Below are 22,398 nucleotides of genomic sequence, written 5' to 3' on the forward strand. Positions count from 1 at the left end.
CGTCAGGTGCCGACCTCCAGCAGGGTCTTGCCGATGGTGGCACGGGACTCGATCGCGGCGTGGGCGTCCGCGGCGCGGTCCAGCGGGAAGCGCTGCCCGATCACCGGGCGCAGGCGACCCGCGGCGGCTTCCGCCAGCGCGCTCTCTACGTACTCGCGCAGCTCCGACGGGGTTGGGCGGGGGTGGAGCAACCGCACGTCGCGGGCGGCGGCGGTCTCCGGCGAGATCGCGGCCCACGAGCCGCTCGCCAGGCCGTAGCTCAGCATCCGGCCGCCCGGCCTCAGCAGCTCGAACGCCGCCTGCGCCACGTCGCCGCCCACGCCGTCCAGGACGACGTCGAGCGTGCCGACCCGCTCGGCCCAGGTGGGCTCGCGATAGTCCACTGTGGCGTCCGCGCCCAGCTCGGCGGCGAGGGCCAGCTTGCGTTCGCCGCCCGCCGCGGCGACGACCTGGGCGCCGGCGGCCTTGGCCAGCTGGACCGCGAGGCTGCCGACGCCACCCGCCGCGGCCTCGACAAGGACGCGTTCCCCGGAGCTGATGGCGGCCGTGCGGATGAGCATCGTCGCCGTGCGGCCGTCGGCCAGCAGCGCGACCGCCTCGTCCAGCGCCAGCCCTTCCGGCACCTCGAACGGGGCGGTCGCGTCGACCACCACGCGGGACGCGTACCCACCGGTGCCGCTGAGGCTGGTGACCACACGCCGTCCCACCAGGGCCGGGTCGGTGTCCGGTCCGACCCCCGCGATCACGCCGCCGACGCCGTTGCCGGGGATGAACGGGGGTTTGAGGTTGAACGGTCCGTTGCCGGTCGCGCGGAACTGGGTCTCGATGAACGTGATGTTCGCGTACGCCACGTCGATCAGGACCTGGCCCGGGCCGGGTACCGGATCCGGGGCGTCGCCCGCCACCAGAACAGAAGGATCGCCGAATTTTGTCAGCCACACCGCTCGCACACCGACAAGCCTGCAACCTCAAGCGGGCCTGAGGTCAAGACTTCACCAACGCGCCGATCAGGCTGCCGAACGCGCCGGTCACGAGCACGGTCCGGACCACGTTCCAGCTCACCCACGTCGCCTCGAAGCGCTCGCGCGCGGCGGCCAGGTCGCCGGTGTCCAGGTTGACCGTGGCGAGCTGGTCGTTGAGCGGCACGTTGACCGCGAACGTGACGACGAGCTGGCCCACGTACAGCACGAGCGCCGCGACGATCCACAGCAGCGCGGTGCGGTGGCCGGCGCCGAGGTGGAGGAGTGCGGCCACGGCCGTGAAGACGAGCGCGCCGCCGAACGCCAGGGCGAACCAGCCGTTCAGGATCGCCTTGTTGATGCTGTTCATCGCCTCGACGAACGTGCGGTCGCCGACCTTGGCGAGGCCCGGCATGACCGACATCGAGTACGCGTAGAAGAGGCCGGCCGCGAGGCCGGTGGTGAGGGTGCTGACGACCAACGCGATAGTTCTCATTGCGAATTACCCCAAGCTCCGATGAAGTGGGCCGACGTCACCGTGGCGCCGGCCGAGACGACTTCCTCCCGCAGCCGTGCCGCGAGTGTTTCGACGGCGACCTCGTCGGGCGCCGCCACGCCGGTACGTTCCATGTCGCCGAGCAGGTCGCGGGTTGTGGCGACGAGCTCCGCGTACACGAGCGAGTCCGGCCCGCCCTCGACCCGCGCGCCGAGGAGCGCCCTCGGGTGCGCCACCCCCGCGTCGAGGAGGATCTGGCGCAGCCGCACGCCGGCCCGAGGGTCGGCCCCGGTACGCCGCAGCGTCTCCCGGATGCGGTCGAGCGTGAGCTCCACGAGCGGGCAGCGCGGGTGCGCGCCGGCCCCGGCCCAGTCCGGCTCCTGGAAGGCGATCAGCCCACCTGGCGCGAGCAGCTTGCGCAGGTGGCGCAGCGTGGCCGCCGGCTCGGCCAGGTGCATGAGGACCTGCCGGCCGATCACCGCGTCGATCGGCACGTCGAGGTCGAGCTCGGCGGCGTCGGCGGCGAGGAAGCGCACGTTGCCCAGCGACGCCCGCGCCCGCGCACGGTCGATCGCCGCTGGGTCGCGGTCGACGCCGATCACGGCGCCGTCCGGGCCCACCAGCCGGGCCGCGACGAACGCCACGTCGCCGTTCCCACACCCCACGTCGAGCACCCGCATGCCGGGCTGGAGCCCGGCCAGGCCCAACACGTGCTCGGTGAGGTCACCCAGGAAGCGACCCCGGCTCAGCAGCCGGTCCAGCTCCATTTCCGGGTACGAACGCATGCCCGGAACGTACGAGCGCGAACTGCTAGGTCTCCAGGCCGAAAACTGCTAGGTACCTGATATCTCGCGGCGCCAGAGCCACTCGGCGATCCGCTCGATGCCGGCCGTCAAGTGTGCCCGGTACGTGCTGAAGGGCAGCTCCAGCCGCGCGGCAGCCAGCTCCTGCGTGGCCGCCGGTTCGAGGTAGGTGCGATGCACCGCGCGGTAAAGCTTCTCGTCCCGTGGGTTGCCGCGCAGGCTCTCCGCCGCCTCTCGCAGCACGGCGCGGAGCCCGCCCGTCGCCTCGACCACCACGCGCGAGCGGGACAGCGGGTTGGCGGCCAGCGCGTCGTTTCGGGTGTAGTCGCGCAACGCCCGCCGTACCGCCGCCCGGAACTCCTGCTGCGAGAGCACGACAAGCGCCGGTGTATCCACAGTGGGCGGCTCGGCGAACGAGTCGCCGAGCTCACGGTCGGCCATCAGCTCGTACCAGGTCGTGAGCGGCTCGGCGCGCCAGTCGTGCACGTACACGCCGTACCGGTGGCCGCCGACCGTGAACGCCGCCTCGGGCTGTACGCGGAGGTTCATTTGCGTCAGGAGCTCGTGGTACGCCTCCGGGTCGGCCACCGCCACGAAGCTCCACGCCAGCCTCGGTCGGGTGACCCAGTGGCGGCAGCAGCCGGTGGCGAAGAGGTTGGTGGCCGAGGAGACGTCCTGGTACGTGTCCTGCCCGAGGAAGAAGCGGTGGTAGATCATCTCCTCGCCGGCGCGGGTGGGGCCGTACCGCCGGGCGACGTCGACAGCGGCCCGTGCTGCCGGGTCGACCGCGAGGTCCGCCTCGCTCGCCTCGTGCAGGTCCAGCGTGGCGTCGAACCCGAACAGCGCCCCGTCCCTGTCCCGGTACGCGGAGAAGGCGGTCGGCTGGCGTTCGTACCAGTGTCTGGCGATCCGCGCGGACTCGGCGCCCTCGTGCCGCTCCACCATCTCGACGATCGGGTCCCGGTCGTGGGCGGTGACTGGCTCGGCGGTGGCCTGCCCCAGCGTCTCCCAGCGGTAGTGCGCCCCGAGCACCGGACTGGATCGGTGCAGGAAGAGTATGTCGAAGATCGCCTCCCGCTGCGCCGCGCCGTGGGTGTCCCGGACGCGGCGGATGAGCGCGGCCCGTCCGGCGCGGTGCAACGTGCGGTACCCGTCCGGGCTGCGCCAGCGCAGGTCCGCGTCGAGCACCTCGCGGGCCAGGTCGTGCGGGTACAGGCCGTGCGGCCCGCCCTCCACGAAGGGGAGCCCGCGCAGCCAGTCGAAGAGGGCTGGCACGTCGTCGCCGCCGAGCGTGTCCGCCAGCAGCTCCTCGGTCGTCACCCGCAGGTGGGCGGCGGCCTCCAGCGCGGCCCGGTGGCGCGGGCCGGGTACCTGGTCGACGAAGCGGGACAGCAGCACGCGTACAAGATCGGGCTCCTGCTCGGGCCGGAACGGGCCGAGCCCCTCGCGGAGCGCGTCGGCGACAAGTGCCAGGGCGAACGGGTGCCCGTGGGTGAACGCCACCGCGGCCTCCTGGCGGCCGTCCGGCACGCCCCGCGCCGCGAGGAACTCGCGGCTCTCGGCCGGCCCGAGGTTGCGCAGCGGCACGACCTCCAGCAGCGACTGCCAGCCCGGGTCGGCCACCCAGCCCGGCGACGGCGGGTTGCGGCCGGCGAGCACGACGAGCGCGTCGGCCGGCAGCAGCGGCAGGTACGTGTCGCGGAGCCACTCGTCGACCGGCTCCAGGAGCTCATACGTGTCCAGGAGCAGGACGAGGCCGGGGGAGGTCTCGCCGACCGCGCCGGAAATGCCGTGCGACACCGCGCGAATCGCTCGCCCGTCGATCCGCATGACCGGACGGCCGGCCTCGGCGGCCAGCTCGGCGAAGACGCCGAGCAATGCGGTCTTTCCCACGCCGCCCGGCCCGTGTACGAACAGGACACTGTTCGACGTCGACCGATCGTAGAGCGCCTTCCGGAAGCTCTCCAGCTCCGCCGCCCGCCCCACGAAGCGGCTCCGCCGCGCTCCCCGAAGTCGATCAGCAAGCGTTTCGGCCACACCTCACCTTAGGCCGACCCGCAAAAGGTTTATCCCAGTCGATCAGGGACTTCGCGGGTGCGCCCTGCGGCGTGTCACCACACGAAGTCCCTGATCAACCCTGGCGCCACCCCCGGGCCGCACTCCCCGAGGTACGGGACCGAGGACGCAGAGGCGCGTTTTGGTAGGGCTGTGGCGTTTTCTAGCCTGGCAGAGGGCGTGATACAAACGCTCATACACGTGGCACACACAGCTCGCACAAAGTTCACGGTGCTTGGACCGGTCACCGTGGTCATCGGCGACAGCCGCCACCGGATACCCCGCGCGCAGACCCGCGGCCTGCTCGCGCTCATGCTCCTCAATCTGGGCCGGCGGATCTCCCGCGAGGGCGTGATCGAGGCGATGTGGGGCGGTGCGGCGCCTTCCACGGCCCGTTCCCAGGTGCACAACGCGATCACCGTGATCCGCGCCCACCTCGCCGACTTCGGCGCGCCCGAGGTGCTCGACAGCGCACCGTCCGGGTACGAGCTGCTGGTCGAGCCGGAGCAGGTCGACGCGGCCCGCTTCGACGACGGCGTACGGCTGGCCCGCGACGCGGCCGCGCGCGGCAACAACAGGGAGGCCGTGCGGCTGCTGCGCGGCGCGCTCGGGCTGTGGACCGGCGAGCCGCTCTCCGACGCCACCGGCGCGTTCGTGGACGCGGCCCGGGCCCGGCTGGTGGAGCGCCGGCTGACCGCGGTCGAGGACCTCGCCGACCTGGAGCTGGACCTCGGTCGGGCCGAGGTGGTCGCCGCCGAGATCGCCCCGCTCGTCGACGCGCACCCGATGCGGGAGCGGCTGCGGGTGCGGCAGATGACCGCGCTGTACCGCACCGGGCGGCAGGTCGAGGCGCTACAGAGCTACCGGGTGTACCGCAACCTGCTCGCCGAGTTCGAAGGGCTCGACCCAGGGCGGGAGATCGCCGAGCTGGAGCGGATGATCCTGCGCGACGACCCGGTGCCGGCCGACACGCCCGCGACGTCGGCGCCGGCGCTCCTACCGCCCGACATTCCGGACTTCACCGGTCGGGACGGAGCCGTTGGCGAGCTGCACCACCTCTTGACCGAAGGGCGTCCGTCGAGCGCGCTCGCCGTCGTCGGTGTCGCGGGGATGGGCGGGGTGGGCAAGACCACGCTCGCGGTACACGTGGCGCACCTCGCCGCCAGCGGGTACCCGGACGGCCAGCTCTACGCCAACCTGCGGGGTACCGAGGCGGTCGCCCTCGACCCGGGCGACGTGCTGGCCCGCTTCCTGCGCGCGCTCGGCGTCGACGCCCGCGCGATCCCGAACGACCCGGTCGAGCGCGCCGAGCTGTACCGCACCCGCCTCGCTGCCCGCCGGGTGCTCGTCGTGCTCGACAACGCGGCTTCCGAGGAGCAGGTGCGGCCGTTGCTCCCCGGCGCGGCGAGCTGCGCGGTGCTGGTCACCAGCCGCGCCCGGCTCACCGGCGTCGAGGGTGCCCGCTGGATCGATCTAGACGTCTTCGCCGGCGCGGAGGCAGTCCGGCTGCTCGGCCGGGTCGCCGGGGACGGTCGGGTGGCCGCCGAGCCCGCCGAGGCGGACGAGATCGTGCGGCTGTGCGGCTGGCTGCCGCTGGCGGTACGGGTGGCCGGCGCCCGGCTCACCGCCCGGCCCACCTGGCTGCTGGCGCACCTGTCCCGGATGCTCCGCGACGAGCGGCGGCGGCTGGACCGGCTGGCAACGGGCGACCTTGAGGTACGCGCCTCGCTGGCGCTCAGCTACGAAGGGCTGAAGGGGGAGGCGAAGCGGCTCTTCCGGCGGCTCGGCCGGTTCGACACCCCGGACTTCCCGGCCTGGCTGGCCGGCGCGGTACTGGAGGAGTCGGCGGACGCCGGCGGTCTCCTGGAGTCCCTTGTGGACGCCCAGCTGGTCGGGGTGTCCGGTGTGGACGCCGCCGGCCAGATCCGCTACCGCTTCCACGACCTGGTCCGGCTGTACGCCCGGGAGCGCGCCGACGTCGAGGACCCGCCGAGCGAACGCCTCGAGGTGCTCGGCAGCGGCTTCGGCGGCTGGCTGGCGATCGCGGAGCGGATGGCCGCCCGGGTGCCCGGCCCCTGCTACGCGGCGATCAGCGGCTCGGCGCCTCGCCCGGTGGTGGAGTGGCCGCCGGACGACGTGGAGCCGCTGGACTGGTTCGACGCCGAACGGGCCGCGCTGCTCTCGGTGGTACGCCAGGCGTGCGCGCTCGACCTGGACGAGCTCGCCTTCGACCTGGCCGGCTGCCTGGAGAAGTACTTCGACATCCGCGGCATGTACGGCGACTGGAGCGCCACCAACCGCCTCGTGCTGGCCGCCTGCCACCGCTCCGGCAACCTGCTCGGCGAGGCGGTGATGCTGCGCGGCCTGATCGACGTGGTGACCTGGAACAGCACGCCCGAGAAGGGCGACGACGCGACGAGCCGCTTCCACGCGGACGCGTTCCGGCTGCTGGAGATGTTCACCGAGCTGGGGAGCGGCGTGGCATGTCGGACGCGGCCGTGATGATCTCGTGGGCGTTGACCGCGCGGGGCGCCCAGGCGGACGCGCTGGCGTACGGCGACCGCGCACTGCGGCTGGCCGAGGAGACCGAGCACCTCGGCGGGCAGGCCCGCGCGCACGTCGCGCTCGCGGTGGCGTTGGCGGAGACGCGCGAGGTGGCTACCGCGATGGGGCACCTCGACGCGGCGCTGGCCGCCGCGCGGGCGCTCGGCAACCCGCGGTACGAGACCGCGGTGCTCCAGTTTCTCGGCATCGCGTACCGGGAGGCCGGCGAACTTGAGGCCAGCGCCCGGGTGCTGGACGAGTCGCTGGCCATCTCCCGCCGCTACCGGGACGTGTACACCGAGGTGCTGACGATGATCGCGCTGGCCCGCCTGTACCTGCGCCAGGGTGACCCGCGGGCCCGGGAGGCGGCGGAGGCGTCGCTGGCGCTCGGGCGGGAGTTCAGCATGAGCCACCACGTGGCCGACGCGCTGGGCACGCTGGGCGAGGTCGAGCTCGCCGCCGGGCGGCCCGAGCAGGCGGTGGCCTACCTGGAGCAGTCGGTGGCGATCTGGCGTACCCGCGGCTGGCTCTCCTTCCTGGCCGGCGCGCTGCACCTGCTGGGCCAGGCGTACGAGGCCACCGGCGACGAGCCGGCCGCCGCGCGGGTGCGCGGTGAGGCAGGGGAGATCCTGGCCGCGCTCAGCTCCGCGCGGTGACTCCGGCCGTCGCCGCCGTCAGGTCCGGGCGGTGACCTCGGCGCGCACCTCGTCCGCCGCCTTGCGGTCGATCGACACGCGGACGAGGGCGGAGGCGAAGCGGGGTAGCTCGTCGGGCCCGACCAGCCCGGTCAGCTCCTCGGCCGACGCCGGCAGGTCCAGTCGCTTCGCCCCGGCGAACACCTTGCGGTCCACGAACGGGGCTAGATCGGTCCAGACCGCCTGAACCTCGCGGAGGTAGATGTCGGCGCCGGTGGGTCCGATCCCGGGGAACTCGTCGAGCAGGCGGCGCAGCAGCCGCGCGTCCCGGCCCGCCTCGCGGTGCAGCCGGCGCAGGTCGCCGCCCCAGTGCTCCAGGCAGAACTCGGCGCTGTGGCCGAGCATCGTGGAGGTCCGCTCGTCGTACCTCTTGTAATGTGCGCGCCCGAGCGCGTCCACCCGGTCCTGCCAGCTCGCGTCGCGCATCGCCTCGGGGCTGTCGTAGCCGGCCGCGAAGAGCTGCCGTGCGGCCGCCACGGCGATGGTGGCGGAGATCCGGGTGCTGAGGAGGGTGGTGAGCACGAGCAGCTGGTACAGAGGTTTGGGGCGGTCCGAGAGCCGGATGCCGGCTTCCTCCGCGTATGTCCGCCCGTACCGCTTCACCGCCGCTCGGGCAGTCTCCCGTCGCCGATCAGCCATGTCGGTTGGTTACCCGTCTCACAAGGCGGTACGCCCTTCGCCAGGCGTGGCGGCGAAGGGCGTACCAAGACCGTGGGTAGGATCTGTCCAACCGGGAGGGCTGTCCCGCTGATCGATGATCGTGGAGAGTGAATCTCCGCTGGACGTTGATCCTGCTCAGGGTGGAGATCACGTGAGGGCGACGATGTCGACGTCGTCGCCCCTTTGTGACACCACCACGGCGGGGGCGGGGGTAAGCGCAAGGCCCTCTGCGCAGATGCTAGGTGCAACTTGCAGATTGGTGGCCGTGAAACCTTCCCATCAGGGCTCCGAGGCGGCATCATTACTTCTCGTTGAGGTACTTGCTCTGATGCGATGCTTCGGAGGAGGGTTACAAACCAGGACGGTGATGGCCGGTTAGCTCACGGGTAGAGGCGAGCTGCCATGGCGACCGTTGCACCGGCCGCCGACGCTGCTACCAGCGCGCTAAAGGCCATCACCGAAATGGAAAAGACTGTCCGTCGGATTTTAATTCGCATTGCCGCACGCTCCTGCCAAGCGTTACGGACACCAATAGCGATGACGCCAGCGTCATCGCCCGGTGGCCGTTGCCTCCAATTACACCCGGCCAGGTAATAGATACATACGGTCATATGGCTCGGGTAATAGAAGGTAAACAGCAGTGGAACGCGCACCCAACGCTGGTTTGCGCTCCACTGTCGATAATTCATGCTTACAGTGGGACGCCGCGATATTGCTGACGCTCCGCTACTAACGCTCGAAGACCCGGGACTTCACAGTAACGAATGGTTGCAAGTTGCGGGAGTTGCAAAGAGGTGGAGCTGATTGGTGCAGGTATACGGCGGGTGAACGACGGGTTCGTGGCGGCGGACGAAGGGTGAGGTTCCCATGATCGAGACGCGTTATGCCCCCTCCCTCATCGGGCGGCGGCGCCATCTCGATCGCACGCGCGAGTGGGTCACCGCATTGGCGGCCGGTCGGGGTCGCGCGGTCCTTGTGGAAGGCGAGCCGGGCATCGGCAAGTCAACACTCATGCGTGCGGTGGCCGACGAGGCCAAAACGGCCGGCTGTCAGGTTTTCTGGGCCTCCTGCGACGAGCTCAGCCAGGCATTCCCGCTCCTGCCCCTGCTGGACGCCCTCGAGTCGGCCCCGGTCGACCGCGGACCTGCCGAGATCGCCGAGCTGCTGCGCACCGACTCCTCCCCTGGCAACGGCGTCGACCAGGTGGCCGCCGCGACCGAGCGCCTGCTGTCCCTGGTCGACGAGCTGTGCACCGGCGCGCCGGTCCTGCTGGTCGTCGACGATCTTCAGTGGGCCGACCCGGCGACCGTGCAGACGCTGGGCCGCCTGGTCCGTACCGTGCACCAGCTCCCGCTGCTCGTGGCCGGCGTGATGCGGCCGGTGCCGTTCCGCGAAGACCTCAAGGCGCTGAGCCGGTCGGTCAAGCCGGCCGATCGCCAGCGGCTGCACAGCCTCTCCGACGCCGAGGTCGCCCGCCTTGTCGAAAAGGCGGCGGGTGGCCGACCTGGCCCGCGGCTGCTACAGCTCGCGGCCGGCGCGGCGGGCAACCCCCTCTACGTCACGGAGCTCGTCGACGCGCTCGCCCGCGGTGGTGCGCTGACCAAGGAGGGCAGCCAGGTCGAGGCGACCGGCACCCGTACCCCGGGCTCCCTGGCCGCCGCGATCGCTGACCGCGTCGAGTTCCTTTCCGCGCCCGGCCGTGGCCTGCTGCGCGCCGCCGCCCTGCTGGGTGTCGACTTCTCCGTCTCCGAGCTGGCCATGGTCTCCGGCCAGGGCGTGGGCGAGCTGATGCCGGTGCTCGACGAGGCGATCCTCGCCGGTGTGCTCCGGGAAAACGACTTCGCGCTGGCCTTCCGGCACCCGCTGATCCGCGCCGCGCTGTACGAGGAGATGCCGGCGGCCGTCCGCGCGGCATGGCACCGCGACGCCGCTCAGGCGCTGGCCCGGGGCGGTGCCCCAGCCGAGCGGGTCGCCCGGCAGCTGCTGCCCGCGTTCCAGGGCGACAGCTCGGCCGGCGTCGCCGACGAGTGGATGGTGCAGTGGCTGGTGGACACCGGCCAGCGCCTGGTGGCCCGGGCGCCGGGTGCCGCGATCCCGCTGCTGCGCCGGGCCGTCGCCGCGATCCCCGCCGGTGTCGCGCCCCACGACCTGCTGGCCTGCCGCCTCGCGGACGCGCTCTACAAGTCCGGCGACGCGGCCGGCGCGGCCGAGGTGGCGACCGGTGCCCTCGAGTACGTGACCCGCCCCGACTACCTGGTCGACCTGCACTGGACGCTGACCCAGTGCTGGGCGATGGAAGGGCGCGCCGAGGAGGCTCTCACCGCCCTGGAGCGGGCGCTGGGAGGGCCGCTCGGGCGCACCCGGCATCGGCTCCTCGTGCTCAAGGCCCGGACGCTCTGCATGCTGGGCCGGCTCGACACGGCCGGCCAGGTCGCCGACGAGGCGCTGCGCGGAGCCACCGAGGCGGGCGACCGCTGGGCGATCGGCTGGGCGCTCGGCACGATGATCTTCGTCCAGGCGATGCGGGGCAACTCGGCGCAGGCGCTGCCCCTGTTCGAGCGTGCCCTCTCCGTCGCCGAGACCGAGCCGGGCCTCGCCGACCTGCGGCTGGGCCTCCAGATCAACCAGGCCGCCGTCCTGGCCAACCTCGACAAGTACGACGTCGCCATCCCCGCGGTCGTGCAGGCCCGGCAGATGGCCGACGAGGTGGGCAACCTCGTGCGGCTCGGCCAGGCCCAGAGCCTGCTCGGCGAGCTGCTCTTCGAGGCCGGCCGGTGGGACGACGCGCTGGCCGAGGTCGACCTCGTCTCGAATGTGTCCAAGGATCCGTCCGCCGAGTGTCTCGACCTGGGCATCGCCGCCAAGATCCGGCTGCACCGGGGCGACCAGTCCGCCGCCCGCCATCTGTCCCAGGCCGAGGAGCACGCCGCTCGCCTGGGTGACCTGGTGATCTGCGCGTTGGCGCTGGCCAAGAGCCTTGAGCGCGAGCAGGCCGGCTCGGCCAAGGAAGCGCTCGCCGAGCTCATGGACGGCATGCTCGACACCGAGGAGATGGAAGAGACGGCCGGCCTGCTCGCCGAGGCCACGCGCCTGGCGATGGAGGTCGGCGACCAGCGGACCGCGGCCACGCTCGTCGAGCGGGCCGAGTCGATGGCGGGCGACTCCGACGTCCCTCACCACCTGGCCGTCGCGCCGCACTGCCGGGGCCTGGTCGACCGTGATCCGGACCTGCTGCTGGCCGCCGCCGAGCACTACGCGGCCGCCGGGCGTCCGCTGCCCCGCGCGCAGGCCCTCGAAGCGGCCGGCGCGGCTCTCGCCGAGCGGGGCGACCTCGGCGGCGCACGCACCCACTTCACCAGCGCGTATGGGATCTACAGCGAGCTTGGCGCCGAGTGGGACCTGGCCCGTACCCAGGCCAAGTTCCGGTCGTACGGCATCCGCCGCGGCCCGCACGCGCGGCACCGCCGGGCCGACAGCGGGTGGGGCAGCCTCACCCCGACCGAGACGAAGGTCGCCGGGCTTGTGGCGGAGGGCATGTCCAACCCGCAGATCGCGGCGCACCTCTTCCTGAGCCGCCGTACCGTGCAGACCCACGTCTCGCACATCCTCGCCAAGCTCCAGCTGCACTCGCGCACCGAGATCGCCCGCGAGGCGAGCCGGCGCGGCGCAGAGCTTGAGCAGGCATCGTAAGCGCTACGCTCCGTGACGGAGTCCCCTGAATCGGGGACGTCTTAACGAGCGTTATGTGCGGTCTCCGAGGTTAACTGCACGGAAACACGCTGCGCTTCGCAAAATGCTCCGAGCAACTTGCACAAAAAGCGATCCTGGCATTCCCGTGAGCCATTCGGCCATGCGGGAATACCAGGATCGATGGTTTGGGGATCAACTCGCCTGTCGCTGGCGGGAATGCGGGCCCGCGGCACCTCGATCAGTTCGTTGATGTTGAAGGGGCCGCCCATCGTCGTGCGGTGCTGCTGCATGTGCGCCCGCAGGCCGGCCTCCCAGATGGCCTGTTCGATCTCCGGCGGTGCGATCCACCGGTGGGAGTTGTCGCTGTAGTGGAGGTCCTCGTCGCCACGATGCATAACGCTCACGTACCTAGGCTCGTCGCACCGGACGTCCGAGAGATCCGCCACCTCAACGACATTGGAACGAGACCTACGCCAGGGGGTGGCGGATATCTTGTCTTCGCAGGTCAGGTCGCTGGTGCGCAGGTCTCGACGCGGCGCGGCTCGACCTTGTCGGCGAGCCGGCGCAGGGTCGTGGCGGCGCGCTGGCGGATCGAATCTCCTCGCTGCCTTGGTGGCCGCTCGGGCGTCGTGGGGGCCTGTGGGCGGGCGGACAGCACGTGGTGCTTGGTGGCCTTGTCCGCCATGATCATCGCAGTCGGATCGAACATCAGATGCTCCCTGTGGGTACGGGGCCGGTCGAGGCCCGGACGATGAGTTCGGTCGGCAGGACGATCCGGCGCTGCGTGGGGTCGTCCGGCGGGTCGAGCAGCAGCCGCCCGGCGACGCGGCCACGCTCCAGGGCCGGCTGCCGGACGGTCGTCATGTGGGCGTGCGCGGCGTCCGGGATGTCGTCGAAGCCGATCACCGAGACGTCCCGGCCGGGGCGCAGGTCGCGCGCGGCGAGCGCGTCCAGCACGCCGAGCGCGAGCAGGTCGGTCGTGGCCACCACCGCGGTCGGCCGGGGTGAGCGGTCCAGCGCGTACGCCGCGGCGGCCGCGCCGAACTCCCGGCTGTTTCCGCCGGAGCTGATCGTGATCACGTCGGACCAGTCCAGCCCGGCCGCCGCGAACGCGTCCCGGTAGCCGGTCAGACGCTCGCGGCTGACATACGACCCCAGATCCTCGACCGACGGCACGCTGACCTCGCCCGTGCGGCGGTCGGGGAGATGTAGTCGGCGATGATCGCGACCCGGCGGTGGCCGAAGCGCATGAGGTGCTCGCCGGCGGCGCGGGTGGAGGCGACCTCGTCGATGCCGACGTAGAGCGAGCCGAGGCGGTCGGAGTTGACCACCGGGATGCCGCGCGCCCAGGCCGCCTCCATCGCCCGGTACCAAGCTGGGACGCAGTAGACGACGAAGCCGTCGACCGCCGCGTTGCGCACCGCCTCGAGCGCGCCCTCGTCGTCGTCGCGTAGCGGCACCAGCAGCAGGCCGGTGTGGTTGTCCTCGGCCACCTCGGCCAGGCCACGCAGGAACTGCACCGCATACGGATCCGTGAACGCGATCGACAGCGCGGTCGTGAACAGCACCCCGATCGCGCCGGCCCGGCCACTGCGCAGCGAGCGGGCGGTCGGGTTGGGTCCCGAGTACCCCAACTCGCGGGCGGTGTCGAAGATCCTCTCGCGCAGCTCGGGGAGAGCTGGTCTGGCCGGCTGTACGCATTCGAAACCGTGCTGCGCGAGACACCGACCCGGTCGGCGACGGTCTGCAACGTGGGCTTCATGGCCGGGTGGCCCTTCTGTATCGATCCAGAGCTTCTAAATCGATACAGTACTCCTCACCGAGGAAACCGCAACCCCAAACTCCACCCAGTCGCCGGCCCGCGTCGACGGGTGCTGGGGAGCCGGTTTGTCAATGCGACGAGGATGAGCGCGACCACCCCGATCGCGATCCGGCGCCGCCGCCGGCGCAGCTCCCACGCGTGCCACCAGGCCACGGCCGCCTCGGCCAGCGGGCTGGCCTGCGGTCGCTGGGTCGGGTCGAGGTGCGGCGCGAGCCGAAGCGCGACGCTCGACGCGACCCGCTGTGGTGGGGGTGGCGGCGGTGGGTCGACCGAGCCGGTGGACCAGACCTGCACCTCGACCGGCCACGCCTCGCCCAGCGACTCGAGGGGCAGCAGGTCAGGGGCGCGCCAGCTGTCCGCACGCCGGGTGAACGCCCGCCGCAGGTACACGTCCGTCGTGTCCGGCAGGAGCAGGCGCCGGCGCAGGCGCAGCCAGCCCCACCGTACCGCGACGTCGGTGAGCACGTCGGGGTACAGGTAGTCGGCGTCCTGCTCCGTGCCGACCACGCGGGCGGCATCCCGCCGGAGCTCGTCGAGGTGGTGCTCGACGAACTCGATGTACTCCGGCGGTGGCTCCGGTGAGATGCGCGGCAACAGGCGGGGCATCGTGCCCTCCCTAGGGCCGTCCGCCTTATGGTCCCGCCTCCCGCCGGGGATGCCAAGCTCTGTATCGGTTGAGAAGCCCTCAGGTGAAGGACGGCTCCGCGGGCATCGACATCGGCTCGCCCGTGTTCGGGTCGTAGCAGAGGTAGCGGCCGTTCGCGTGGATCCAGCCCCAGATGTCGTCGAGCGCGAGTGGCAGCCCGCAGTGCGCGCAGGTGGCCTCCGCCGGTGCGGTGGTCGCCGTGGGTGTCACTCCGGGTGTCCCGTCTGTCACTGCGTTCCCCTCCAAATCAAGGGCATCTGAGCTGGGCATCCGTTCATCTTGCTGCATCGAGGCAACTACCGCATCCATGGCTACGCCCCATGTGATCAATGATTCGGTCCGGCTGGCAAGTTCGGTACGTTGACCGGGTGACTGCCGGGTCGGCCGAGTGCCATGACGGGATAGGACTCCCGGTTGTTCCTCGGCTGCTCGGCACGCCCGTTGCCCTGCCCCGGCGCCCGCTGTCCACTATGGATCGGGCGGGGGCGCGGGGTTCAGAAAAAATGTGCTGCCGATCGGGGAGCCAGACCGCTGCCCGGTGCGCTATCTTTAGCGGCTGAACGCAACAAAAGGGCAGCACAAGCTGCCCCTCACGTCGGTTAGTATAGAGCACCAGGGAGCCGCCTTGTCAAGCAACTCCGCGGAGATTTCCCACGAGCAGGGCTACGTCTCGGCTCTCTATCGACGGCTGGACGAGATGCGCGAGCAGTCCGCACGCCGTCTCGCGACGCTGCTGCGCCAGGCCGGCGGCACCCCGCAGGCGAAGACGGAGCGGGACAGCGGCGTCGCGCTGTACACGGACCAGGTGGCCCAGTACGGCGCCGTGGAGGCCGGTCTCTGCTTCGGCCGCCTCGACTTCGACGAGGGCGAGGGTGAGGGCGCTGCCGCGGATGGGGACGGGCCCGGCGACAACCCTCGGTACATCGGCCGTATCGGGATCTTCGACGAGGCGCACGACCACCGGTCGCTCCTGGTGGACTGGCGGGCGCCGGCCGCCCGGCCGTTCTACCTGGCGACCGCGGCGTCCCCGGACGGCGTGACGCGGCGCCGGCACATCCGCACCCGCCGCCGCTCCGTGGTGGCGCTGGACGACGAGGTGCTCGACCTCGAAGCGGCCCGCGAGTCCGTCCACGAAGGACTGACCGGCGAGGCGGCGCTGCTCTCCGCGCTGTCGGCGAGCCGTACCGGCCGGATGCGGGACATCGTCGAGACGATCCAGGCGGAGCAGGACCGGATCATCCGGGCGCCGCTGGACGGCGTGCTGGTGGTGCAGGGAGGGCCGGGCACCGGCAAGACCGCGGTGGCGCTGCACCGCGCGGCGTACCTGCTCTACACGCACCGCCGCGAGCTCTCCACCCGCGCTGTGCTGATCGTGGGGCCGAACCAGACGTTCCTGCGGTACATCTCCCAGGTGCTGCCGTCGCTCGCCGAGACCGGCGTGCTGCTGGGCACGCTCGGCGACCTCTTCCCGGGCGTGATCGCGCGCCGCTCCGAGCCCGCCGAGGTGGCCGAGATCAAGGGACGCCCGGTGATGGCCGACGTGCTGGCGGCGGCCGTACGCGACCGGCAGCGGCTGCCCGACGAGCCGCTGCCGATCACCCTGGAGACCGCCGCGCAGGGCGAGACGCTGTACCTCCAGCCGGCGACAGTGCGAGCCGCGCGCGAGCGGGCGCGGCGGTCGGACAAGCCGCACAACCTGGCTCGGGCGCTCTTCGACACCGAGATCGTGCACTCGCTCGCCACCCAGCTCGCCGAGAAGATCGGCACCGACCCGTACGCGGACGATCCGCTGGGCGGCGACGACGCGCCGGGCGAGGAGATCCTCTTCGACGAGGGCGACCTCGCCGAGATCCGCCGCGAGCTGCGCAAGGAGCCGGAGGTGCTCGGCACGCTCGACTGGCTGTGGCCGATCCTGACACCGCAGCAGCTGGTGGCCGGCCTCTTCGCCTCCGACAAGCGCCTCGACGCGGCGTCCTCCCTGCTCACCGAGAGCGAGCGGGCCGCGCTCAGGAGGGACCCGCGCGGCGGGTTCACGCCGGCCGACGTGCCCCTCCTGGACGAGGCGGCCGAGCTGCTCGGCGAGGACGAGGCGAGCAAGGCGGCGCTGGCCGAGCGGCTGCGGCAGGCCCGCATCGCGTACGCCGAGGGTGCTCTGGAGATCGCCCGCGGCTCGGTGTCGATCGATGCGGAGGACGAGGTGGAAAACGAGATCCTCTCCGCGACCGACATCATCGGCGCGAGCGAGCTGGCCGAGCGGTACGAGGACGGCGACCGGCTCACCGCGGCGCAGCGGGCCGCCGCCGACCGCACGTGGGCGTTCGGGCACGTGATCGTCGACGAGGCACAGGAGCTGTCGCCGATGGCCTGGCGGCTGCTGATGCGGCGCTGCCCGAGCCGCTCGATGACCGCGGTCGGCGACGTGGCCCAGACCGGCGACCTGGCCGGCACCTCCTCCTGGGACGGGATCTTCGCGCCGTACGTGGCCGACCGCTGGCGGCTCTCCGAACTCAAGGTCAACTACCGTACGCCCGCGGAGATCATGGCGGTGGCGGCCGACGTGCTGGCCCGGATCGACCCGTCGCTGGAGCCGCCCCGCTCGGTGCGGCAGACCGGCGTCGAGCCGTGGGTCCGCCCGCTGGACGCGGCGCAGCTGCCCAAGGTCGTCCTCGACGAGGCCGCCGAGGTCGGTGACGGCCGGGTCGGCGTGATCGTGCCGGCCGGGCGGATCGCCGAGCTTGGCCCGCCGATCGCCGACGCGGTACCCGAGGTGGTGCTCGGCGCCCAGCCCGACCTGGAGAAGCGGGTCGCCGTGCTCACGGTGCGGCAGGCGAAGGGCCTGGAGTTCGACGCGGTGGTGGTGGTCGACCCGGACGCGATCGTGGCCGAGTCGCCGCGCGGCCAGAACGACCTCTACGTCGCCCTCACCAGGGCGACGCAGCGTCTGGGGATCCTGACAGCCGCGTAAGGGCGTCGACCAGCAGGTCCCAGAAGCGGGGCACGTCGAGATCCAGCGCGACCTGGGCGTTCGGCAGCGCGCCGGTGCGCCGGTGCAGGTCGACGACCGTGGCGCCGCGGGTGTGCGCGCCGGTCAGCTCCACCGCGACCGGCGCGGGCACGCACGCGACAAGCGACGGGTCGATCACCCGCGCGACCGCGATCGGGTCGTGCAGCGGTGGGTCGGCCAGCCCGAACACCCGCTCGTACGCCGACCCGAAGAACGTCATCAGCTCCACGCACGCCTCGGCCAGCGGCGTGCCCAGCGCCCGGAAGCGGGCCACCACATCGGGCGTGACCAGCGCCTGGTGGGTCACGTTTAGCCCGATCATGGTGACCGGCAGTCCGGCGCGGAATACGAGGTCGGCGGCCTCGGGATCGACGAAGATGTTGAACTCCCCGTACGGCGAGATGTTGCCCCGCTCGGTCGAGCCGCCCATCAGCACGATCTCGCGGATCTTCGGGGCCACCTCGGGGTGGTCCCGCAGGAGCGTCGCCACGTTCGTGAGCGGGCCGGTGGGCACGAGCGTGACCGGCTCGGGGTGGTCGAGCAGCAGCCGCCGCATGAGCGCCACCGCGTGCTCGCCGGCCAGCGGCACGGTCGGCTCGCCGAACGCCGGCCCGTCCAGCCCGCTCTCCCCGTGGATGTCGTCCGCGACCCGCAGCTCGGCCACCAGCGGGCGGTCGCACCCGGCCGCCACAGGTACCCGGGAGATGCCCGCGATCGTGCACACCCGGCGCGCGTTCAGGGTGGCCTTGTCCAAGGTCGTGTTGCCCGCCACCGTGGTGATGGCCAGCAGGTCGAGGCGGGCGTCGGCGGCGGCCAGCATGATAGCCAGCGCGTCGTCGTGCCCGGGATCGCAGTCGAGGATCATCGGGATAGCCACGGTGGCTATTCTGCGCGGAGTGGAGATGTGGGATGTCGCCGTCGTCGGTGGGGGGCCGGCCGGCCTGTCCGCCGCGTACGCCGCGGCACGGGCCGGCGCGCGCACCGTAGTGCTGGAGAAGGCTACCCATCCGCGGTACAAGACGTGCGGCGGTGGCCTGATCGGCACCTCGCTCGCAGCCGTGCGGGAGCGGATCGACGTGCCCGCGGACGACCGGGTCGACCGGGCCACGTTCACGCTCGACGGGCGCCGCGAGATCACCCGCTCCAGCGGGAGCCCGCTGCTGTCGATGGTGCGCCGAGAGGCGTTCGACCACGCGCTCCGCAAGGCCGCGGCCGACGCGGGGGCCGAGGTCCGCGAGCGGGTCACGGTCCGTGGCCTCGACGACGCCGGCGGCCACGTCGTGGTCCGGCCATCCTCTGGTACGCCCGTCGCCGCGCGCGCCGTGATCGGCGCGGACGGGTCGTCGGGTATCACGTCCCGGCACGTGGGCGTCGCGTACGCGCAGGTGGACCTCGGCCTAGAACTCGAGCTGCCCATCCCGCCGCCCGTACAGGAGCGGTGGCGCGGCCGCCTGCTCATCGACTGGGGCCCGATCCCCGGCTCGTACGCGTGGGTCTTCCCCAAGGGCGACCGCCTCACGGTGGGGGTGATCGCCGAGCGCGGCAAGGGCGCCGCGACAAAGGCGTACCTGCGGCGCTTCGTCGAGCGGCTGGGCCTGTCCGGCATCGAGCCGGTGCACGACTCCGGCCACCTGACCCGCTGCCGGGCCGCGGACTCGCCGCTGCGCCGCGGCCGCGTGCTGGTGGCCGGCGACGCGGGTGGGCTGCTCGAGCCGTGGACCCGCGAGGGCATCAGCTTCGCGTTACGCTCCGGCACGTACGCTGGCGAGGCCGCCGCTGCCGGCGACCTCAGCCGATACGAGTCCACTGTGGAGGCCGAGCTGGGCCGCGAGATGTGGGCGGGGCGGCGGCTGCTGGCCGCCTACACAAGCCGGCCAGGAATGTTCCACGCGCTGCTCGCGACACCGCCCGGCTGGCGCCTCTTCACGAGGTTCTGCCAGGGCGAACCGGTCCTCCTAGACGCCGTCCGCCGCCGCCCGATCCGCGCCGCCCTCCGCGCCATCAGCTAGACCCAATGCCATCCACTGTGGACACATTCCACAATGGAGATTTGGGCTACCGCGATGTCCGTTGTGGCCCGGACCGTTGCTCCCGCGGCCTCACCCTCCGCGATTCACAACCCCCCGCCTCGCGGCCGCCGTCGGCCGTCTCAGCCGGCGGCACCCCGGCTTCGAAGCCCGCAGCACCCCGGACAAACCAGCCAAAGCGCCGCCCCTAGGCGTCCTGTGGCCAAGCCCGGCGTCCGGGCTTGCGCGAGATCTGCTCAGACCTCCACGCCGAAAGATCTTTAGATCCAGAGTTCTTCGCGCCGGCCGCGAGGCCGGGGTTGTGAACCGCGCAGGGTGAGGCCGCGGGAGCAGCGGTCCAGACCACGGCGGACATCGCGGTAGCTCAATGGTCCTTTTGGGTGCTGCCAGGCGTCGATCTTGGGGCGGTCTGTGGCCGGGAGCGCTTCCATGTTGGTGGAAGATCGGTTCGACTCAGAGTGGGTTAACGATTACTCGGGACGAACGATCGGGGCGTTGGAGGGTCTGGGTTGGGGTGTCTGATGTGGTTTGCCCCGGCGGCTGGCGCGTAACGGTTTGAAAACCCCGCCCAGGCTCTTGACTTTGACGCGCGCTTCAGTAAGAAATATTACCACTTACAGTTAAGTTTCTTTTCTGAAGGGCTTGCCGATGGTCGAGCGCGAGGTGGACGGATACGCGCCGACGGCGGTGGTCGACGCGTCGGTGATCCCCACCGTGCGCGCGAAGCTGCCGGAGTTCACCGGAGCGCTCCAGCGTGTGGCCGAGCTCGTGCTCGCCGATCCGGCGAGTGCCGCGCGGTCCACGATCGTCGAGCTGGCCGAGCGGAGCGGCACCTCGCCGGCCACCGTGACCCGGTTCTGCCGGGCCCTCGGCTTCGAGGGGTACGCGGACCTGCGGCTCGGCATCGCCGCCGAGACCGGCCGGGCGCGGGCCGCCGGCTGGAGCGTCGACATCGGTCGTGAGATCGAGCCCGGCGACCCGCTGACGAAGGTGCTCGAACAGGTCATGGCGGCGGACACGCGTGCCATGCACGACACGGCGGCGCTGCTTGACCTGTCCGAAGTGGAGCGTGCCGCGCAGGCCATCGCCGGCGCGTCGCGGGTCAGCATCTTCGGCGCCAGCGGCAGCGCGCTCGTCGGCGAGGAGATGCAGTTCAGCCTCCACCGTATCGGTGTGGCGGCTTGGGCGTGGACCGACGTCCACAACGGACTGGCCAGCGCGGCGCTCTCCCGACCGGGAGACGTGGCGCTGGGAATCTCCCACAGTGGACAGACCCGGGAAACCATCGAGATGCTCGCCGAGGCCGGCAGCCACGGAGCAACCACCATCGCACTCACCAGCTTCCCCCGCTCGGCCCTCGCCGAGCTGGCCGACGTCGTGCTCCTGACCGCCACGCAGGCGACGACGTTCCGGCCGGACGCGCTCTCCGCCCGCCACCCGCAGCTCGTCGTCCTCGACCTGCTCTACGTGGCGGTCGCCCAGCGCACCCACCAACGTTCCCACGCGGCCTTCCAGCGCACCGCACAGGCTGTGGACCCGCACAAGGCCGCCAAGCACGGTGACCCCGGCGCCAACCGACACAGCCTCCACTGACCTCCCCAGCACCGCGGGGGCACGGAAAACACCCATCACCAACACCCGAAACACCCATCACCCCTTTGGAGGATCCGTGAGACACAGGATCGCTATCGCCGCGGCGCTCGCCGCGACGCTCTTCGGCGCGGCCGCGTGTGGCGGCTCCGACGACAGCGGGGCCAACGACACGTCGGCCCAGGCTCTCGACGGCAAGGGCAAGACCCTCAAGGTCTGGCTGATGGTGGACGCCCAGACCAGCTGGAAGCAGGTCGTCGACGACGCCAACGCCCGGTTCACCGCGGCGACCGGCGCCAGCGTGAACGTCGAGTACCAGCAGTGGGCCAACCACCTCACCAAGCTGGACGCCACGCTCGCCGGCAGCGACGTGCCCGACGTGGTCGAGCTCGGCAACACCGAGATGCCCAAGTATGTCTTCAGCGGCGCGTTCGCGGAGCTGGACAAGAGCCGCTTCGAGAACTCCGCCAACTGGCTGAAGGGCCTCTCCGGCCCGTGTGAGCTGGACGGCAAGACGTACTGCGTGCCCTACTACGCGGGCGCCCGGGTGCTCATCTACCGCACCGACCTCTTCGAGGCCGCTGGCGTCAAGGCGCCCACCAGCTACGCCGAGCTGACCGCCGCGGCCGACTCGCTGAAGACCAAGAACGGCAGCAACAAGAAGTTCGCGACCTTCTACATGCCGGGCGCGTACTGGTACGCCGCGATGTCCTGGGTGTACGCCGAGGGCGGGCAGATCGCCAAGAAGGACGGCGACAAGTGGACCGGCACGCTCTCCGACCCGCAGGCGCAGGCCGGCCTCCAGAAGTGGGCCGACCTGGTCAAGGCGTACTCGGCCGGCGACGTGACCAAGGACGAGAACGACCAGGCCCAGATCTTCGCCCAGGGTGAGTCGGCGATGTTCTACGGCAACGGCTGGGAGGTCGGTGCCGCACAGGAGCAGCGCAAGGACCCGAACGACCCGAACTCCGCGCTTGTCGCCACGAAGGTGAAGGGCAAGGTCGCATCGGCGCCGATGCCGGGCATCCCCTCCTTCCTCGGCGGCTCGGACATCGGTGTCGCGGCCAAGAGCCAGAACCAGGCGCTGGCCGCTGAGTGGATTAAGTACTTCACCGACACCAAGTCGCAGGAGGCTCTGCTGGCCAAGAGCGTGCTGCCGAACGCGACGAACCTGCTCGACAAGGCCGCCGCCGTGACGGGCAACGAGGCGACCGCGCTGGCCGCCAAGAGCAGCTGGTTCGTGCCGATGGCCGAGAAGTGGGCGGACGTCGAGAAGGCGGCCGTGCTCCAGCAGATGCAGCGCGACATCGTCACCGGCAAGAAGTCGGTGGCCGACGCCGCCGCATGGGCCGACGGCGAGATCGAGAAGACCCTCAACGGGTGACCCGGTGCCGCGCCGCCCGCCGC

At 71.7% G+C, this 22,398-nt stretch carries 19 protein-coding genes; 7 read left to right on the forward strand and 12 right to left on the reverse strand.

Going from position 1 to position 22,398, the window contains the following annotated elements; all coding sequences use genetic code 11:
* Positions 1–2: 2 nt before the first annotated feature.
* From Pflav_RS42610 to Pflav_RS42625, 4 genes are all read right to left on the reverse strand, one after another.
* Positions 3–905: a zinc-binding dehydrogenase gene (locus Pflav_RS42610; RefSeq protein ID WP_232072578.1), complete on the reverse strand. Its 903-nt coding sequence runs from the start codon at positions 903–905 to the stop codon at positions 3–5.
* Between the two features lie 79 nt (positions 906–984).
* Positions 985–1,455, reverse strand: coding sequence for an anthrone oxygenase family protein (locus Pflav_RS42615; protein ID WP_173042116.1), 471 nt, complete (start codon positions 1,453–1,455; stop codon positions 985–987).
* Entirely contained in the window at positions 1,452–2,240 is a 789-nt protein-coding gene (locus Pflav_RS42620; RefSeq protein ID WP_173042117.1) for a methyltransferase domain-containing protein, read from the reverse strand. Before Pflav_RS42620 ends, Pflav_RS42615 begins: the two co-directional genes overlap by 4 nt.
* Positions 2,241–2,288: 48 nt before the next feature.
* The gene (locus Pflav_RS42625) at positions 2,289–4,244 is read right to left on the reverse strand and encodes an ATP-binding protein (protein ID WP_173042118.1); all 1,956 of its coding nucleotides are present in this window, start codon (positions 4,242–4,244) and stop codon (positions 2,289–2,291) included.
* Positions 4,245–4,514: 270 nt separating this feature from the next.
* Here Pflav_RS42625 and Pflav_RS42630 point away from each other — a divergent pair, with 270 nt between their 5' ends.
* Positions 4,515–6,815 (forward strand): AfsR/SARP family transcriptional regulator, encoded by a 2,301-nt coding sequence (locus Pflav_RS42630; protein WP_173042119.1) that lies wholly within the window; start codon positions 4,515–4,517, stop codon positions 6,813–6,815.
* On the forward strand, positions 6,797–7,513 hold the full coding sequence (locus Pflav_RS42635) for a tetratricopeptide repeat protein (RefSeq protein ID WP_173042120.1): 717 nt from the start codon (positions 6,797–6,799) through the stop codon (positions 7,511–7,513). Before Pflav_RS42630 ends, Pflav_RS42635 begins: the two co-directional genes overlap by 19 nt.
* An 18-nt stretch (positions 7,514–7,531) precedes the next feature.
* On the opposite strand, the gene Pflav_RS42640 is transcribed toward Pflav_RS42635, so the two are convergent.
* The gene (locus Pflav_RS42640) at positions 7,532–8,191 is read right to left on the reverse strand and encodes a hypothetical protein (protein ID WP_173042121.1); all 660 of its coding nucleotides are present in this window, start codon (positions 8,189–8,191) and stop codon (positions 7,532–7,534) included.
* 888 nt (positions 8,192–9,079) lie between these two features.
* Between Pflav_RS42640 and Pflav_RS42645 the strand changes: the two genes are divergently transcribed.
* Positions 9,080–11,902: an ATP-binding protein gene (locus Pflav_RS42645; RefSeq protein WP_173042122.1), complete on the forward strand. Its 2,823-nt coding sequence runs from the start codon at positions 9,080–9,082 to the stop codon at positions 11,900–11,902.
* 41 nt (positions 11,903–11,943) lie between these two features.
* Here the strand turns inward: Pflav_RS42645 and Pflav_RS42650 are convergent, their stop codons facing one another.
* From Pflav_RS42650 to Pflav_RS42670, 6 genes are all read right to left on the reverse strand, one after another.
* Positions 11,944–12,306, reverse strand: a complete 363-nt coding sequence (locus tag Pflav_RS42650) for a hypothetical protein (protein ID WP_173032664.1) — start codon at positions 12,304–12,306, stop codon at positions 11,944–11,946.
* A 101-nt stretch (positions 12,307–12,407) separates the two neighbouring features.
* Complete coding sequence (locus Pflav_RS42655; protein ID WP_173042123.1) at positions 12,408–12,611, reverse strand: hypothetical protein; 204 nt, start codon at positions 12,609–12,611, stop codon at positions 12,408–12,410.
* Entirely contained in the window at positions 12,611–13,078 is a 468-nt protein-coding gene (locus Pflav_RS44460; protein WP_197938884.1) for a substrate-binding domain-containing protein, read from the reverse strand. Before Pflav_RS44460 ends, Pflav_RS42655 begins: the two co-directional genes overlap by 1 nt.
* Positions 13,030–13,536: a type 1 periplasmic-binding domain-containing protein gene (locus Pflav_RS44465; protein WP_197938885.1), complete on the reverse strand. Its 507-nt coding sequence runs from the start codon at positions 13,534–13,536 to the stop codon at positions 13,030–13,032. The genes Pflav_RS44460 and Pflav_RS44465 overlap by 49 nt, the downstream gene beginning before the upstream one ends.
* Positions 13,537–13,718: 182 nt before the next feature.
* Positions 13,719–14,330, reverse strand: coding sequence for a hypothetical protein (locus tag Pflav_RS42665; protein ID WP_173042124.1), 612 nt, complete (start codon positions 14,328–14,330; stop codon positions 13,719–13,721).
* A gap of 79 nt (positions 14,331–14,409) precedes the next feature.
* Positions 14,410–14,601, reverse strand: coding sequence for a hypothetical protein (locus Pflav_RS42670; RefSeq protein WP_173042125.1), 192 nt, complete (start codon positions 14,599–14,601; stop codon positions 14,410–14,412).
* A 394-nt stretch (positions 14,602–14,995) separates the two neighbouring features.
* Between Pflav_RS42670 and Pflav_RS42675 the strand changes: the two genes are divergently transcribed.
* The gene (locus tag Pflav_RS42675) at positions 14,996–17,335 is read left to right on the forward strand and encodes a HelD family protein (RefSeq protein WP_232072580.1); all 2,340 of its coding nucleotides are present in this window, start codon (positions 14,996–14,998) and stop codon (positions 17,333–17,335) included.
* Here Pflav_RS42675 and Pflav_RS42680 read toward each other — a convergent pair.
* Complete coding sequence (locus Pflav_RS42680) at positions 17,292–18,251, reverse strand: nucleoside hydrolase (protein ID WP_173042126.1); 960 nt, start codon at positions 18,249–18,251, stop codon at positions 17,292–17,294. The two genes, Pflav_RS42675 and Pflav_RS42680, sit on opposite strands and share 44 nt — an antisense overlap.
* Before the next feature lie 19 nt (positions 18,252–18,270).
* Between Pflav_RS42680 and Pflav_RS42685 the strand changes: the two genes are divergently transcribed.
* The 3 genes from Pflav_RS42685 (at position 18,271) to Pflav_RS42695 (ending at position 22,375) form a co-directional block, all read left to right on the forward strand.
* Positions 18,271–19,383 carry a geranylgeranyl reductase family protein gene (locus Pflav_RS42685; protein ID WP_173042958.1) on the forward strand — a complete coding sequence of 371 codons (1,113 nt, stop codon included), beginning with the start codon at positions 18,271–18,273 and terminating at the stop codon, positions 19,381–19,383.
* Between the two features lie 666 nt (positions 19,384–20,049).
* Positions 20,050–20,994, forward strand: a complete 945-nt coding sequence (locus Pflav_RS42690; RefSeq protein ID WP_173042127.1) for a MurR/RpiR family transcriptional regulator — start codon at positions 20,050–20,052, stop codon at positions 20,992–20,994.
* 76 nt (positions 20,995–21,070) lie between these two features.
* The gene (locus Pflav_RS42695; protein WP_173042128.1) at positions 21,071–22,375 is read left to right on the forward strand and encodes an extracellular solute-binding protein; all 1,305 of its coding nucleotides are present in this window, start codon (positions 21,071–21,073) and stop codon (positions 22,373–22,375) included.
* Positions 22,376–22,398 lie beyond the last annotated feature (23 nt).

Origin of the sequence: Phytohabitans flavus (assembly GCF_011764545.1) — a bacterium.
GTDB classification, from domain to species: domain Bacteria; phylum Actinomycetota; class Actinomycetes; order Mycobacteriales; family Micromonosporaceae; genus Phytohabitans; species Phytohabitans flavus.

What these genes read in the sequence shown, in the direction of transcription:
- Pflav_RS42615 (WP_173042116.1), bottom strand. Translation starts at nt 1,455, where the DNA reads ATGAGAACTATCGCGTTGGTCGTCAGCACCCTCACCACCGGCCTCGCG.
- Pflav_RS42620 (WP_173042117.1), bottom strand. Translation starts at nt 2,240, where the DNA reads ATGCGTTCGTACCCGGAAATGGAGCTGGACCGGCTGCTGAGCCGGGGT.
- Pflav_RS42635 (WP_173042120.1), top strand. Translation starts at nt 6,797, where the DNA reads ATGTCGGACGCGGCCGTGATGATCTCGTGGGCGTTGACCGCGCGGGGC.
- Pflav_RS42640 (WP_173042121.1), bottom strand. Translation starts at nt 8,191, where the DNA reads ATGGCTGATCGGCGACGGGAGACTGCCCGAGCGGCGGTGAAGCGGTAC.
- Pflav_RS42645 (WP_173042122.1), top strand. Translation starts at nt 9,080, where the DNA reads ATGATCGAGACGCGTTATGCCCCCTCCCTCATCGGGCGGCGGCGCCAT.
- Pflav_RS42655 (WP_173042123.1), bottom strand. Translation starts at nt 12,611, where the DNA reads ATGTTCGATCCGACTGCGATGATCATGGCGGACAAGGCCACCAAGCAC.
- Pflav_RS42665 (WP_173042124.1), bottom strand. Translation starts at nt 14,330, where the DNA reads ATGCCCCGCCTGTTGCCGCGCATCTCACCGGAGCCACCGCCGGAGTAC.
- Pflav_RS42690 (WP_173042127.1), top strand. Translation starts at nt 20,050, where the DNA reads ATGGTCGAGCGCGAGGTGGACGGATACGCGCCGACGGCGGTGGTCGAC.